Consider the following 14136-nt stretch of genomic DNA (forward strand, 5'->3'; position numbering starts at 1 on the left):
AGTTTACTTCGGTAGACCCAAGTAAACAACCTGCTAGGCCTTATTATTCTGCATAACCTAAAAAAGCGGCGCTGGCTAAACCGATGTTATTTTTATTTCATAAAAGAGTCAGAATTGATTATCGATTCATTCGTTAGGCAGCAATTCCAGTCTTTGACCGACATTATAGGTAAAGCCAACCTCGAAAAAATACTGAAAAACGCCGGCAATAAGACTCCTTAGTCTCAATTTTATCCTCAGATTTAGCAAGCAGTCTTTTTGACCCAGTAGCTGGATCTTTTACTACGCCTATTACTAAACCTTCTACTAAATGTTCTACTGCACCTACTCCTAAACCTACTACTTAACCTACTGCTAAAGGTTCTACTGCACCTACTCCTAAACCGATGACTACATCTATGACTGCACCTTTAGTTAGAACCCCTTTGCGCCGTCTATTAACCATCATTATCCTTTGCGTGATAAAAAACCATAAAAGCAAGCTGAAGGCCCACTATTTTTGGCATTGCCAAGGGAGTTTGATTTCAACTTGTCAGTGACACAAAGGGGGGGTATATTCAGCGCTTGGGTTATGTTCAACCTAACCTCCAAATTTCTGGACTCCAGTTTACATTTTACATTCAAAGGCGATTTAGTGACTCACTCCAGTAACACTTTATTCTACATTCATGATCCTATGTGCAGTTGGTGCTGGGGATTTAGACCCGTGTGGCAACAACTCAAATCACAATTCACTCATACCCTAGACATCGTTTATGTGGTTGGTGGTTTGGCACCCGACTCAGATCAACCCATGTCTTTGGCGATGCAAAACAATTTATCCAACACCTGGCAACACATTCAGCAACACATCCCCGGTATAGAATTTAATTATGAATTTTGGAACCCTGCTAGCAATAGCGTGCCAAGGCGCTCTACCTACCCCGCATGCCGAGCCGTTTTAGCTGCCAAAGTGCAGGACGCCAACATAGAGGACACTATGATTTTAGGCATCCAACGGGCCTATTATTTAAATGCCAAAAACCCCTCAGACGTCGATGTTCTGTCTGAAATTGCTAACAGTATTGGCCTCAATGTAGAAAAGTTCAAACAGGATATAAACAGCCCTGCCATCGAGTTGCTGCTAAAGGAACAACTTCAATTAGCCCGTCAACTCTCAAGCCAAGGTTTTCCCAGCCTAGTAATTAGTAAAGACGATAAACCGTTTGGGATCCCATTGGACTACAATAATAGTGCAACCATGCAGCAAGCGATCATCAATGTTATTAATGTCGCAAAGTAATGGTTGGTTGATTCTTAATGCAAACATTCTGCTTCATGTTTAAGCCTCAAAGCACTTTAGGTGTGACAAAGAATATCAGCGCAAAGGGTCACCTTTTCATATTAGGTCAAAACTGGGGGCAAAACATCAATTAAGGCATTTTCTATCAACCCTAAGCAACGGCCATCTGAAAACCGGTGGTCTGCACCATCAACTAAGGTTAACTGGATATCTGGTCCAGATGCATGGGCCAGTAAACGCAGTGCCACGGACATGTCAACATCCACGTCTGCCGTGCCTTGAAGAAAGCGCGACGAACAAGGCAATTCCAATGGTTTATGCAGCACCAGATTGTGGCGACCATCTTCGATTAGTCGCTGCGTGATGATGTAGGGTTCATCATAATCTGATGTTAGGGCGATCTGTCCGTTAAGTTTTAATTCGGCTCGCTGATTTGCGTTAAAACCAGCCCAAATGCTGTCTTCGGTGAAATCTGGGGCAGCTGCTATAGTGACCAATCCTACCAACCGGGCACCAAGGCGTTTCGCAAGTAACAAAGAAATCCAGCCTCCCATAGAAGAGCCCACTAAGATCACAGGTCCCTCAGTCAGTTCAGTAATCACAGCTTCAGCGTCCGTTAACCAATCCCCGATACATCCATCACAAAACAGTCCTGACGACTGCCCATGCCCCGAATAATCAAAACGCAAAAAACTGCGGCCGCTGCGCGCTGCCCACTGAGCTAAATGAAGAGCCTTTCTGCCCTGCATATCTGACTTAAAGCCACTTAGAAAAACAATCTCTGGGCCCTTCCCTAGGATGCGCTGATAGGCGAGCCTGCGCCCTTGAGCTGAGACGAAATCAGTATGCGATGCCATAGCACCCCCAATAAAAACAATATTAAACGCCTAGTTTTTAACATGGTGTAGACCAAAAGCAGACCTACGACATACCAAAAAATAGACCTAGATTCGCCACGTCTGGTGGCAAAATGATGGTATTGAAGAGTTATTATACCTTTGATACTGTTTGCTCTGAGGGTTTTTGAATGCTTTTCTGAGCTTAATCAGCCATAAAACCTAAGGTATTGAAAAGACGTTTGATCTAACATTAAAGCGAGCTTTGGGTATCAGCTAAAAAGGGGTTAAAATAAGATTTAAAAATGATGCGTCCAAGAGGATAATAAGCACTCTTTTATTAATGCACAGTATCCAGTGCGAAGAACAGTAAAGGCAAGGAATTCAACTTTGCGCTAGATATTGCAGTAACACGTTATTCTTGAAAAATGGCGCGCCCGAAAAACGCCATTCATATGTATTATGTGTATTATACTATCCACTTTATACCTACATACCGTTGTTTTATAACAGTTTAATGTATTTACTGTGATTTGTGTATTATACTATCCACTACTTTTGACGGTCTCGATGACGGTCTCGTTATATTAAGGAGTGGCATCAAATGGCCCTTACAAACACTCAAATCAAGAATGCAAAGCCCAAGGACAAGCAATACAAGTTAAGCGATCAAGGTGGGTTATCTTTGATTGTACGGCCCACTGGATCCAAGGCCTGGAAATACGATTACAGGCTTGGTGGCAAGCACTTGACCCATACAATAGGCACATACCCTGACACATCCCTATCAGAAGCTAGAGAGGCCCATACAGCTGCTAGGCGGCTTGCAAAGACTGGGGCCAACCCTACAACCATAAAGAACCAAGGAGCCAGCAGCAACATCCTATTTAGCGCTCGCTGCAAAGCATGGCTCAGCAAACAGAACCTAGCTGAATCTACTAAGAAAGATCTAGTCCAACGAATCGAGAAAAACCTATACCCTTTTATGGATAGTAAGTGTCTTACAAACTATACAACTAAAGATCTGTTTAAAATTATCGAAAAGATGACTAACAGGGGCGCAAGGGAAACAGCCTTCCGCATGGCAGGCATACTGCGTAAGGTATTCAACGAAGCGTTCATACTGGATGACATTGAAGCCAACCCTGCTAGTGGGTTAACCGAGCTCATACCCATACCAGACATTAAAACCAAGTCTAACTTTGGACATATCACAAGCGTTGATGATTTTAAAATATTGCTCCAACAAATCCACAAGCCAGATCCTGATAGAGACACAGCAGTCACCCTTGCATTAAAGCTTATGCCGCTGGTCTTCCTGAGACCTAAAAACATCCGATTTATGAAGTGGGCGTAAATTGATTTTGATGAAGCCTTGATGACCATACCTAAGGAAGCCATGAAGATGGGCAAGGAGCTTAAAGTCCCTCTAGCAAACCAAGCCTTAGCCATTTTAAACGAAGCACACAAGCACACAGGCCAGCTCGAGTACGTGTTTATGTCAACCATCGGCATAGGGAAGAACAAGCCCATAGGTGAGAGCGCAACCATCAACGCCATTAGACGAATGATTGACCCTAGAACAGGCAAAGCCTTTGGTACTGGCTTTATGACAAGTCATGGCTTCAGACATACTGCCAGCACCATGTTAAATGAACTTGAATACCCTGCTGACGCTATAGAACTTCAAATAGCTCACGTAACCCAGAACATTGTTAGAAGCACCTACAACAAAGCAGAGCTAATGCCCTTAAGGACTAATATGATGACGGAGTGGGCTGACTACATAGACAACTTACTTAACAATCCGTATAGCCACTTCCCAAGCAATTAAACTCAAAAGGAGTTGACCAACACAAAGTCAATTTTCCCCGTATCCTCTCTTAAGGGCTTAACGCTCTGATATTATTCACTTTTGTACCAGCTTTTTGCATCTTCGATGCTGGGGAACTAAAAAATAACTGTGCGATCTTTATCATGCGAACCTTCCAAAACTTCACTAAGGCTTCCCCCAAGCAAATAAGTGCCTTGGTAACGCTCCAAAGAAGGCCCTGCAGCCTTTATATAATGCTCAAATGCGTCCGAGTCTGTAAGCTTTGAGTGAACAATTAAAAAAGCTGGCATAGTGTTTTTCTCATAGGTTAACAGCCATCGCGCTTTTGGTCGCAGTGGATCAGTCTTAAATTACAAGTGTTTTTGGACAGGATACTATATTGAAATCAGTCTTGGATTAATTGGTCGATAATGACCGGTGCGACAGCATTTGGGTATGGTAAAACACCATCAGAACTACCATTAAAACTGTTTTCTCCTCGATAATCACCTTCAGGAATGATTTGAATACCCAAGCCGAAACCAAATAGGTTAGGTATTGCTGCTCCAGATTTAATATCACTTAATTCACCAAAATTTGAACGCTGCCTTACTTTTTGGGTAACACCGTTCAGAGTTATTTTAGGTAAGTTTGCTCGGAACCCCGTACACTGGATAATTAGTGCCGCATTATCCAACAGATGTTTGGCATCAGAAATTGCTGCCATGGGTTCAAGACGGACACGCTTTTCAATCCCTTTTTTTATTTGGATATATAGCGCCTTGGCGTCTTTGCGCAATCCTGCATTACGGTAAACCAGTCCGCTGACAGGACAGACATCATCGATGTCATCAAAAGGCAATTGATTTTGATGCGCAAATTCTGGAGTACAACGAAGTTTAACCAACGGGTTTCTTTGCAGCATGATTATATCTCTACCTTTGGCATACAATGATAGTACTGGATCATTAAGCAAACGCCAAGCCGCCGAGAAACTGCTGTGAGAAGACCCAACAATCAATATACTACCCTGCTGATGAGGCAGTAAACTGGCATCTTTCGTCTGTAAAAATGGGCCTGTAAAAACGGTTTTTTGTCGCCATGGCAAAAGGTCTTTTAATAATTCTTCTTTGCCACCACAACAAAGAACCATTTTTTGACTGCTCACTAATAATTGGTCGTGACTACCATAACTTTTGCATTCATTTTTACTGATTTCAACGCGTGTGACCTCTGTATCGAGCAATAAATTATCACCCAACAATGAGGTAATTATATTGGCGATTGGCTCAAGCATTAACTTTCCCACTTTGGGCAACGTTATCAATGGTTGATGCACTTCAGGCTGTTGTAAATAATAATCACGCAAATTGCTGAATGGTGTATCATCAAGTAAGCAACTGACAATTTCGTCAGCGTCAGTATTGGCATTGATTTGATAATTACCTAATACACCGCCAGGTTGGTGATTACCTTCGATCGCTATTAACGAATCTAGTAGGGCCTGGTATTTTAGTTTTTTAGGTTCTTGTGCTTGTTTGACTTTATTAACAAGCGCAATGACAAAGCAAAGTCCGGCAGTGCCAGTACCGATTAATTGGCAATGGGAAATTGTATTCATAGCAGGCTAATCCAATGGCGCATACAATTTAGTTTCTTTGGTGATAATGCCACCTCGATTGCCAATTTCAATTGAGCCATAACGCTGCTTGTAATACTCTGGTAATGGGCGGTCATCGGGCATAGACAGCCACAAGCGCATTAAATGACGTCGCTTGGTGGGGTCGGGCCAGTCTAAAAACCCCGCACGATCATGAAGCTGAGAATGGTTATATACCCATTGCATATCACCGGGTTCCAGCTGCATACCAAAATAAAGGTTAGGGTCGTTTGCCAAGGTATCAAACATATCTAGTGCTTCAATATGCTTAGGGGTTAATTTCATAGCTTCGCTAAATCGTTGCGCACTGTCAATATATTGCCTTTGATAGAAAACGGTAAGATAGCCTTGATTCCAACTTAAAACAGGGATCTCCATGAATGGCTTTTCACCTTCAGGAATTTCACCTCGACGATCTGTTGCTATTGGATCAAACAGTTTTTCCAATAGGTCTGGGCGCTCTGCCTTCATGCGGTTATAAATTGTTTCAGCACTCACTAATAAAGAACGCCCACCTTCTTTTGCCTTTCTGATACACACTAGGCCAACTACGTCGGCACTATCTGTATGGAATGTTTGACGATCACAGGTTTGATAAATACGGCTGTTCGGGTCATTTGCATCTGCCCCAACGTCACGTACGTGCCCTAGAATATGCCCATCAGAATTTTGCGAACGTGCTCTTCCTATGTGCGAACCTAACCCACAGAAAATAGCTGCAGTAAATTTTTGGGAGTAATTTGATATGTTCAAACCACGTAAAACTTCCACACCAACGCCCCTTAAGAGTGTTTTGCTTAACCTATCAATATGCGGGAGAAAAGTGGTCAGAGGAAAGGTCTCTTTAGTGATTTCACCCACGTCAATGCCAAGGCTTAAAAAGGAGTTAGCTGCCTTTTCCAAATCAACAATATCTTCTGTGGTAAGGCGGTATAACCACGCTTGGGTGTTGCGTGCCATATCTTTGCCAAGCCATGCTGATGGGCCCGTTAGGCACTGTGGTAAGTCAGTTAAATTTTGATGAGGCCAACTTTTCATGTTAATTTTCCCATTTGGAAGCGAACACAGCTTAGTTTTGGTTATGAGGTAGTGCTAATTTATCAAGCTTTTCTTGATAACTAAAAATGGCAGGTTGGCCAGAAATCGCTTTAACACCTTGCATCTCAAGTGAACGAACTGCCTCCAAATTTTATTTTCCATGGCTGGCGTCAGGCGATAAAGCAGGTCAGGTACAGAGATACCCTGCAATATTTCATAACAGGCTGTGAACGGCAGACTTGATGGATTTTTGATATGCCCTAGCGGCTTCGGGAAGTAACTTTCAAGCGCTAAAACGCCGATTGAGACACCACAAATATTTTTCCCACCAAGGACCTTTTTCATATTCTTCCTTTAAAAACGGTTGAGACGAAAATCTTTTAACAGCTCTTCATCAATCTCATGCGTTATCGACTGCGCAATAAGTTTTGCTGACTGAGGAGCCATCATCATGCCATAGTGACAGTGCCCAAAAGCGACGTATAAACCAGGCATCCCTTGCACTTTGCCAAGACAAGGCAAGCTATCTGGTAATGATGGGCGGACGCCAACCCATGATTGAAAATTGGATTGCCCTAGTTCAGGAAACATTTTATTAGCCAAGGTGGCCAAGTCAGCCACCCGTTTAGGGTTAGGAGGCGCATTCTTATCGTCAAATTCTGCAGTGCCTGCAATGCGCAGTCCATCTTCCATTTGTGAAGCCACGAATTTCATGTCCGCGTCCATAATGGAGTTGTTTAACTGCATATCAACATCAGGGTAGGAAATATGATACCCACGTTCATTTTCCATCAGTACTTTAATACCCAGGGGGCGCAGCAAATCAGACGACCAGGCTCCTGCTGCCACCAGTAATTGGCTAGATGGGTGAGATTTTTCATCATAAAAACAGTCCCAACCACCACTCACATTGGGCCTAAAACTGCTGACTTGACTCTGAATCAACTTACCACCTAAAAGCTGTACTTTATTAGCTAAAACCTGTCCCAAACGTCCAGGATTAGTAAGCCGGGCTTGGCCTTTAATGACAATTGCAGCAGCAAAATCTGTGGATAGAGCAGGTTCTAACTGTCTTAGTTGTTGCCTATTATAGCGCTGTATATCCGCACCGTTTTTAATGCGAATTTGGTAGTCTAAGCTGTTTAGGTTCGCTTCTTTTTCATTCCGATAGGCATGTACGTAGTAGCTATCACGCAGTAAATCTTGAGATCCTGTATCGGCCAGAAGTTGTTGATATAAAGGAATACAATCACTGATTAAACTAGCCATAGCTTGAGAGTTTTTTTCGACTTGCGTTCGCCGCCCCTGGAGTAAAAACCGAGCACCCCAATAGGCCATGCGCACAGAGTAACCCGGTGACACGGTGACTGGGCCTAATGGGTCCATTAGCCAGCTAGGCACTTTTCGCCACATCCCTGGTAGCGATTGAGGCACAATCGACCAAGGTGAAATAACACCCGCATTGCCGTATGAGGCTCCCTGCCCAGGCTCTGCTTTGTCGACTATGGTGACTTGAAACCCCTTTTGGAGTAATTCAATTGCTGAGCAAAGGCCAATAATGCCTGCGCCAATGATAATAATATCTCGTCCATCAGGTCTAGCTATAGTCTGCTGCACTTTTGAGTTCCTTTTTTGCAGAAAGCCATTGCTGGGCGAAAATAAGCGCAACTATACATAAGCCTACCAAGTCAGAGTTGCCGCTTGGCGCTACTAACAATAGACCACCTACTGCTATTGATATACGCCAAATATGGCGTAATGGCGCCAGAAAGTATGCAGATACAGCAGTCGCAATAACAAACACTCCTAGTGCGCAAGTAATAGACACCTGCAAGAATGACCCGAGAGTGAAGTACTCTGGCAATACTATAAGCATGGTCGGTGCATATACAAAAACCATGGGGACTAACAATTTACCCAAGCCAAGACTGAATGCGCTCATACCTGTGCGAAATGGATTGGCTCCTGCAATGCCTGCAGCAGCGTACGCTGATGCACAAACCGGCGGGGTAATTTCTGAAATAACGCCGTAATAGAGCACAAACATGTGAGTAGCTAAGGGTGGCACACCTAGATTGGACAGCGCGGGTTGAGCGACAGAAACCAACATGATATAAAGCGCCGTAGTGGGTAGCCCTGCGCCCATTAGAATACAGGCCAAGGCAATTAGCACTAACGACAAAAACTGTTGTAACGCGCTTTGGGAAAAAGCATCTATGCTCGTCCAGTCCAGCAGTGGCGCCAGCCAACTGGCCATATCAGCGGCACTTCCAGTCACCATAAAACCTAAACGGAAGCCAATGCCTGTGGTATTGATAACACCAACAACAATACCTACAGCTGCACATGCGGCTCCTACGGGGAGGGCATATTGCACACCTACATGAAAGCTATCAAACAAGGCTCGAAAACTTTGCAGTTTGTTACGATGGAGACAACTAATTAAAGTTAGAGCCGATAATATACCTGCCACACTTGGGCTGTAGCCCCCTCCAGAATATGGAGATGCTTTCCAAAATATATAAGCTAACAACGCAAAAGGTGCAAACAGCGTTAACGGCTTATCTAAGCCACTAAAGCCAACCACAACGCACAAGGCTAAGCCAATAAAGGCAGCCATATTAGGGGAATACCCACTAAACAATACTAAAAGCAAAGCTACTAATGGAATGGCGGTACGCCATCCTTGACGCCAAACTTGTACAAATTTTGGCAATTGTTCCTTTGTATAAGTAGACAAACCTAATCGCTTAGCTGTGAAATGCACTATAGACATAACACCGATGTAGTGCATCGCGGCAGGAACAATGGCAGCAATCACAATAGTTGTATAGGGAACTTCTAAATACTCGGCCATCAAAAAGCTGGCTGCACCCATAATGGGTGGTGTGATTTGTCCACCGGCACTGGATGCGGCCTCAACGCCACCAGCAAAATGGGCTGGGTAACCCATCTTTTTCATGTTGGGGATAGTGAGCGATCCAGTAGATACCGTGTTAGCAATTGAAGATCCAGAAATAGTGCCAAAAAAGGCAGAGGAAACGACGGACACTTTGGCTGGGCCACCGGTATATCGACCGGCCAATATCATGGCATTGTCAACAAAGAATTGTCCTAGACCCATTCGCTGTGCAACCACACCAAACAGCACAAAATGGAATACTACTGTTGAAACAACCCACAGCGTGACCCCAAATATGCCCTCTGAGGGGAAGTACATGTTGTTAACAAATTGATGCCAATCGACACCAGGATGACGCAAGATTTGAAGGGGAATATAAGGCCCTAACAGCGCATATCCTGCGAATACCAAAATGATCATTGGCAACACGAAACCAATGGTACGCCGAGTAATTTCTAACACCGCTAGAACCAAGATACTGCCAAGTACCACATCTATTGTACTGGGGTTGCCTTGACGCATAGTTTGTTCAGAAACTTGTATTCCAAACCCATCAAAACCACGCCAGCTAAACCACAAAAATAGTGAAGCAGTAATGGCCAACAGCAAAATAGCCCAGTCATACAGAGGCACATTGCCCGGCGTCCAAATAGAGGGGCCTTTATACTTTAATGCTGAAGCTGTTTTTAATAACGGGAAACCCACAAAGATAAAAAAAAATAATCCTGATAAATGGATTCCCATATGTACATAGTCTACAGGGGTACCGAAACCTGCAGTCCAAAAGTGATAGAGCGCAAATAATAATGTTGCTATATAAACAAACCTCCTGAAGCTAGGGCCATTATCACGCGTATTTAGGGCGGTATCGTATTTCTTTTCGAGTTCCTCTTGAGCCCTATTGTCTATTTTTGTGTCAAGTTGCATGATCGTCAGTTCCAATCGGGAAATTCATGAAAAAATGGGCCGCCTGAAAAGGGCGCCCCAAAAGCACATTAAAACAATGCGGGACCTAGATTAGACCTAGGTTAATCTATTAATCCCATTTCACGATAGAAACGTTCTGCACCGGCATGCAATGGCACACCAATACCCGCTACTCCATCCAGAGCAGTTTCAACGGTTATAACCTTGCCCTTAGCATGGCCGTTATCAAGCAACTTACGCGCAGTTTTAGACCACATGGCTTTAGTTATTTGATAGATCAACTCTTCATCTTGATTTGCGTTGGTCACAAAAATGCCACTTACTGCAACGGTATTTACATCGTAGTTAACACCCGCATAAGTGCCCTTAGGGATGGAAGAGGGGATGTAGTAAGGTACAGATTTATTGGCTTGCTTCACCTCGGCTTCGGTAAAGGAATACAGCTCCATGCCTTTAGTACTGTCCAACTGGATCATAGCAGCAACTGGGGTTCCCGCTGCGTAAAAGTAAGCATCCAGTTGGCCATCAGCAAGGCGTTCCGCACTTTGATTGTTACCCAACTCAGCTTCGTCAATGTTGTCACGGTTCACATCATGATCAGCTATGATCAACTCAACAGCGATTTGAGTACCAGATCCAGCTTGTGCAATACCTACCCGTTTACCCTTGAGGGCACTCAAGCCAGACAAAGTCTTACCCTTTGGCAATACCAAATGCAGGTCCTCAGGGTATAGGTTAGCAATAATACGTAGGTCTGGTTTGGCATTGCCTTCGTATTTACCGACACCGTTATATGCATAATGCAAGGTGGCAGCTCCCGACAAACCTGCTTCCATTTGACCAGCCTGGATTGCATTTACGTTGTGCGCCGAGGCATTGGTAGATTGGGCCATAGCTACTAATCCTGGCACACCACAATTACCGCCTTTATCACAGGCGCGCGATCCCGGTGGATTGGATATCGCGTTAGCAATGATGCCACCAATGGGGAAGTAAGTGCCCCCAGCACCACCTGTACCGATGCGGAAGAAGGTCATTTCCTGTGCAGCAACGGAACCACTTAAAAAAGTGCATGCCATCGCTATGCCGGTGAGTTGTCGAAGTAATTTCATATGGGTAATCCTTTTGTTATTTTAATTCTATACAACCAGAGTTCAAGCTTTTAGGCGCTGATTCTGTCTGTGAGTGGCATGAGTTAATCATGGCGCTTAACAGTCTATTACCTGAGGTGGATATACACAAATTCAAAAAAGTGGTATTTTTAAAGATTTTATTGATATGGATATTATGAATATACAACAGCTTAAGGTGTTTAGAGAAGTTATGAAAAGCGGTTCTCTTAATGGCGCCGCAAAAACCTTACATCGCTCTCAACCAGCGATCACTGCTAGCTTAAAAAATCTTGAAAATAGCTTGGATATCGTTTTGTTTAAACGTGAAGGCCGGCGTTTAGTACCCAGGCCTGAAGCCCACTATTTACTCACAGAAGCAGTAGAAATTTTGGATCGCTGCCGCACTACACAGCAAAATATTGCCTTGATGCGTGAGCGAGTTCAAGGTTCAATTCGTATTGTATCTATGCCTGGCCCTTCGTCATTTTTATTACCTAATTTCATCAGCAAATATGTAGCACAAAAAGCAGACGTTAAAATAGCTATAGCTACTCGAAGTAGTCCCCATATTCGCAGCTTAATGTCCTCTCAAACCTACGATATTGGCTTTTGCGACATAGACTTCAGTGTTGCGGATAGTCAGCTTTTTAATAGTATGAATTTCACTTCGGAATGTGTTTGCGCCCTACCTATTGACCACCCTCTCGCAGCAGAAGCCACCATTACACCAACCCATTTGAACAATGTACCAATGGGGTCGCTGCACTCAGAAGTGAAAGTAGTACAAAATATTAAAGCCGCATTCCATGAACAGGGTGCAAACTTTAACGTCCGCTTTACCGCTCAGTATTTTATACCTTTGCTTGAATATGTAGCCGCTGGTCAAGCGTGTGTGGTACTAGATAAATTAAGCGCTCGAGGCTATGAACTTATGCAGCAACGAGCAACCAACAAAACGGTTGTTTTTCGACCTTTTGCGCCAGCCACTAGCTATAGCATTGGCATTTTAACGCCGCTCCACCTACCTATATCGTTAGTTGCGGAAGATTTTTTACATAACTGGCAGCAATATGTACAGGATATTTTAACCGAACCTGTATAGCTTAGTGAGTTTAATAAAATATTCATATCACAGCTATGTGATAGCGACAGAGCCTGTTGGAAAAGGTCTTATGGACCTTCTAATGCCAAAAAATGGCATTAGTAACTTTGCTTCCATTTATTCCCTTTCAAGAAGAGCTTTACTGCTAATACGGTTGCTTGAGGATCTTCCTCGTGTGGCACATGACCTAGATCCTTAAAAACAACCAAGTGACTGTTAGCTATGTCTTGATTAAATTGTTTTCCAAACTTGGGAAGAATCAACTGGTCTTTCCCTCCCCATATGATAAGCGTGGGGACATTAATTGTTTTAAGTTTATCTACTAAAAATCCCGGTGACATTTGTTCAAACCGTGCCTTTAACGCATTACGGTTACCCTCTCGAAGAGATAAATCGTAGTATCGGTTAACTAACTCGTCAGTAACTAAATCAGGGTTGCCATATACATTTTTAACGCTAACCGCTACTAGTGATTTAGGTAAAACATCCTTTAACAGCACCCTGGTTAGGGGATGTTGTGCTAATTGAAATGCTAGCGGAACTGATTTAAGCTGGAAAGTGTATCCACTGGAATCTACTAATACTAATTTAGATATCCTGTTAGGATACAGCACAGCAGTTGCCCAAGAAACATGACCACCTAAAGAATTACCTCCCAATACGACTTTTTTAACTTTTAGCTCGTCTAGCACTGCTATAACTACTTCAGCGTAGCGCTCAATTCTGTAATTATTTTTTGGATCTGGCCCAGTTAACCCAAATGCGGGTAAATCGAAACGAATAACCCTGCGGTTTTCTTTTAATGCATCAACCCAACCATTCCAAGTATGCAATGACGCACTTGTGCCATGTATTAAAACTATGGGTTCATTGTCAGTCTTTGGGCCTTCGTCTCTTAAGTGAATATTCATGCCAGCGATATTTAAAAATTGAGAGGGTTCATGGCCCCATCGTTGGCTAAGTTCTTCAACAGATTTATCTGGAGCTATGTTTAAATAAACATAGATTACTAGGGGGGTCATAAGCAATAACAACAGATATAAACAGTACTTGAGAAGTCTAGACATTTTATATACCTTGAGACAATGCGTGCGTCGCAATCAACGAAGCGCTCAACAAACAAACAACCCTAATGCAGAAATTCAGCATAACCACCTCGAACAACTTAAGCTTTATAATAGACACTGCCAACGTAAGATTGTTATAGATAAAGGATGAATTCTGATTTTTAGCCTTGCAGCAATTTTTAAGCAGAGCTAATGTACGTTGGGTGCGTTACAGTGTTAAATGATCGAATGCAGTCCTCAGATGGGCCACAAGGTGCTTAATTGATGATGGAAGAAGGCAGACGTTGAATGCTTTATTTTTGAATAATGGCGCGCCCGAGAAACGCCATTCATATGTATTATGTGTATCATACTGTCCACTACATACTTACATACCGTTGTTTTATAACAGTTTAAT

At 43.2% G+C, this 14136-nt stretch carries 13 protein-coding genes; 4 read left to right on the forward strand and 9 right to left on the reverse strand.

What is annotated here, in order from left to right; translation table 11 throughout:
• Window positions 1-634 precede the first annotated feature (634 nt).
• Window positions 635-1282 (forward strand): DsbA family protein, encoded by a 648-nt coding sequence (locus ABXT59_RS10040; protein ID WP_443635980.1) that lies wholly within the window; start codon window positions 635-637, stop codon window positions 1280-1282.
• 101 nt (window positions 1283-1383) lie between these two features.
• On the opposite strand, the gene ABXT59_RS10045 is transcribed toward ABXT59_RS10040, so the two are convergent.
• Window positions 1384-2139, reverse strand: a complete 756-nt coding sequence (locus ABXT59_RS10045) for an alpha/beta hydrolase (protein ID WP_443635981.1) — start codon at window positions 2137-2139, stop codon at window positions 1384-1386.
• Window positions 2140-2722: 583 nt separating this feature from the next.
• Between ABXT59_RS10045 and ABXT59_RS10050 the strand changes: the two genes are divergently transcribed.
• A complete protein-coding gene (locus ABXT59_RS10050; RefSeq protein ID WP_443635982.1) occupies window positions 2723-3475 on the forward strand; it encodes a tyrosine-type recombinase/integrase in 753 nt (250 codons plus the stop codon).
• On the forward strand, window positions 3476-3952 hold the full coding sequence (locus ABXT59_RS10055; RefSeq protein ID WP_443638598.1) for a tyrosine-type recombinase/integrase: 477 nt from the start codon (window positions 3476-3478) through the stop codon (window positions 3950-3952).
• Between the two features lie 116 nt (window positions 3953-4068).
• Here the strand turns inward: ABXT59_RS10055 and ABXT59_RS10060 are convergent, their stop codons facing one another.
• From ABXT59_RS10060 to ABXT59_RS10090, 7 genes are all read right to left on the reverse strand, one after another.
• On the reverse strand, window positions 4069-4242 hold the full coding sequence (locus ABXT59_RS10060; RefSeq protein WP_443635983.1) for a DUF1330 domain-containing protein: 174 nt from the start codon (window positions 4240-4242) through the stop codon (window positions 4069-4071).
• 95 nt (window positions 4243-4337) lie between these two features.
• On the reverse strand, window positions 4338-5552 hold the full coding sequence (locus ABXT59_RS10065; RefSeq protein ID WP_297823924.1) for a hypothetical protein: 1215 nt from the start codon (window positions 5550-5552) through the stop codon (window positions 4338-4340).
• 6 nt (window positions 5553-5558) lie between these two features.
• Window positions 5559-6629, reverse strand: a complete 1071-nt coding sequence (locus ABXT59_RS10070) for a TauD/TfdA family dioxygenase (protein WP_443635984.1) — start codon at window positions 6627-6629, stop codon at window positions 5559-5561.
• Between the two features lie 54 nt (window positions 6630-6683).
• Window positions 6684-6974 carry a hypothetical protein gene (locus ABXT59_RS10075; RefSeq protein WP_443635985.1) on the reverse strand — a complete coding sequence of 97 codons (291 nt, stop codon included), beginning with the start codon at window positions 6972-6974 and terminating at the stop codon, window positions 6684-6686.
• A 9-nt stretch (window positions 6975-6983) separates the two neighbouring features.
• Window positions 6984-8246, reverse strand: coding sequence for an NAD(P)/FAD-dependent oxidoreductase (locus tag ABXT59_RS10080; protein ID WP_297823926.1), 1263 nt, complete (start codon window positions 8244-8246; stop codon window positions 6984-6986).
• On the reverse strand, window positions 8227-10458 hold the full coding sequence (locus ABXT59_RS10085) for a TRAP transporter permease (RefSeq protein ID WP_297823927.1): 2232 nt from the start codon (window positions 10456-10458) through the stop codon (window positions 8227-8229). The genes ABXT59_RS10080 and ABXT59_RS10085 overlap by 20 nt, the downstream gene beginning before the upstream one ends.
• A 101-nt stretch (window positions 10459-10559) precedes the next feature.
• Entirely contained in the window at window positions 10560-11570 is a 1011-nt protein-coding gene (locus tag ABXT59_RS10090) for a TAXI family TRAP transporter solute-binding subunit (RefSeq protein ID WP_297823928.1), read from the reverse strand.
• Between the two features lie 175 nt (window positions 11571-11745).
• On the opposite strand from ABXT59_RS10090, the gene ABXT59_RS10095 reads away from it, so the two are divergent.
• Window positions 11746-12672 (forward strand): LysR family transcriptional regulator, encoded by a 927-nt coding sequence (locus ABXT59_RS10095; protein WP_443635986.1) that lies wholly within the window; start codon window positions 11746-11748, stop codon window positions 12670-12672.
• 98 nt (window positions 12673-12770) lie between these two features.
• Here ABXT59_RS10095 and ABXT59_RS10100 read toward each other — a convergent pair whose 3' ends face one another.
• Complete coding sequence (locus ABXT59_RS10100) at window positions 12771-13739, reverse strand: alpha/beta fold hydrolase (protein WP_443635987.1); 969 nt, start codon at window positions 13737-13739, stop codon at window positions 12771-12773.
• Window positions 13740-14136: the final 397 nt, after the last annotated feature.

It is taken from the genome of Candidatus Njordibacter sp. Uisw_058 (genome assembly GCF_047730065.1).
Lineage (GTDB): Bacteria > Pseudomonadota > Gammaproteobacteria > Pseudomonadales > Balneatricaceae > Njordibacter.